1 protein-coding gene is annotated in these 2,044 nt (G+C 70.9%); it reads left to right on the top strand.

Features of this window, described 5'->3' with window-relative positions:
• The coding region (locus AB0L95_RS42100) for a hypothetical protein (RefSeq protein ID WP_365171953.1) at positions 1–2,044 on the top strand (2,044 nt) is incomplete at both ends.

Below are 2,044 nucleotides of genomic sequence, written 5' to 3'. Positions count from 1 at the left end.
GCCGGCGTGCCGGTCGCGGCCGAGGGCGGCGACGAGGAGGTGGCCGCGCCGTCCGATGTGGAACTGCAATACCCGGCGGACGAGTTCTGGAACACGCCCTCCGGCTCGGCGGCGGGTGTGCCGCGCGGGACCGCGCACCTCGACTCCGCCGGGACCGCCCCCCATTGGGCCGGCGGCGACCCGACGGCGTTCGGAGGGCCGCAGGACACCCGGGCCCTCGGCTCATCGGCCCCGGGGCGGCGGACGTCCCGCGACCGGATCGGCTACGTACCCGGCTTGGTGATTCAGCGTCTGGCCGCAGGCGAGCCCCCCCTGCCGTTCCGGGTCAGCGACGTGACCGGTGGCATGGCCGATCCGGAGAGGGAAAGGATGGCGTTCCGGATCGCCATCGACTTCCACGCGAAGGACCACCTGGAGGAGCAGCAGGTGGTGGAGAAACTCAACATCGTCCTGGCCGAGATGCATGCCGAGGGGCTGTCTCGTCAGGACTTCCCGCAGTGGGGGGACTCCTCCGGCTGGCAGATCAGCCCGACCACCGATCTCCGCGCCCTGAGCCTGATCTCGCCGTGGCTGAGTGACACCAAGAAGGACTGGAGTGGTCTGCGGACGGTGTTGTCCCTGATGAGGGATGGCGAGTTCTCGCCATTCTCGTGGGGGTCGGCCCGCGTCCTGGTGGACGTTCCCGGCGGGCTGAGCGAGGACGAGCAGAGGGTGCTGACGGACGTGGTCCGCGGCCACCAGGACGTGCTGTTCCGGCTGGCGGCCGACCCGGTGACCGGCCACGGGCCCCGCCATGTGCGGGCCCTGCCCGCCCCGGACCGGGCGAACGGTCCCGCGGACGGGCTGCTTCCGGTCGATCCGCTCATGGCGGTGCGAGCGGCCGAGCCGGGGTCCCCGTACGTTGATTTCCCACTGTGGACCGCGTCGTTCGACGAGGGGCTGGTCCAGGCTCGGGTGCTGCTGTCGTTGGGCCTGGTGAGCGGGGCGAGGCGGCTGGCCCAGGACCCGTCCTGGGAGTCGCCGGTCGCGGTGCCGCCGGGGACCCACGCGGGCGAGGTGCAGATCCGGGCGAGCGGTACCGGCATGCAGGCCGTGTACCGGCTGGACGACCCCAGCGAGACCGAGGGTCTGGCGTCCCTGCTGGACGCGACCCTGCCACGTCTGTACGACCGTGACGTGGTCAGCGCGCTGTTCGCGACGACGCGGTGGTTCGGCGGTCTGGCCGGTCAGGAGCCGGGACCGGACAACTGGTTCGTTCCGGCCGAGTTCGTGGGACTCGACGACCTCGTTCCGCTGGCCCGGCTCACAGCGGTCGTGGGCGGCAACGGAGCGTCCCTGGCGCGAAGCGAGGACGTCGGCCCCGAAAAGGTGCTCGGCCTCGTGAAGGCGACGGCCGGCTTGTTCGGTCATCAGCAGTACGACGCCTTCCCCGTAGCGCTCACAACGGACGAGCACTCGTCCCTTCCCCTCCTGTACGGGAGAGGGGGTCAGGCCCCGGTGCGCCCGGAGACGTTCGCGCAGCTCGTGAAGTGCCTGGGGTGGTCGCCCGAGCGGTCGCTGTTGCTCGTTCCGATAGGGGGCATGCTGAACGAGCCGGGGCTGTTGTGGCTGGGCGAGCTGGCCACCGTGCTCGGCCAGCCGGTCCACGTGCTCTTCGACTGGCAGGACCTGGGAGGACAGGCCTCGTCGTCACACGACGGCCCCTTCGTCCAGCGGTTCACCACCAAGGACAAGACCCGGGTGGACATCCTGGGCGAGCAGAACTCGGCAGCCGTCTTCGGCTGGGTGCGGGTCCTGCCGCGGCGGGGCTTCACGCTGCCGGACGGCGCCTGGCCGGCGCGGACCTGGTGGAAACAGGTCAAGTCCAAGGACGCCTCGGAGTCCGACGAGTTGATGGACACCTCCGAGGACGGCCCGGCCGGGTATGGGGACCCGATGGACACCACGGTGGATGTGTCTTTCCCGGATGGCGGCCCGGTCGGCGAGGATATGGTTCCGACGGGTGTGTTTGACCTGCCTGGCGCAGAGGGTGGCTGGCCGGATG

It is taken from the genome of Streptomyces sp. NPDC052036 (assembly GCF_040680495.1).
Classification (GTDB): Bacteria; Actinomycetota; Actinomycetes; order Streptomycetales; family Streptomycetaceae; genus Streptomyces.
Note: the sequence above shows the minus strand (reverse complement) of the source record. Positions and strands in the feature narration are given on the sequence as shown.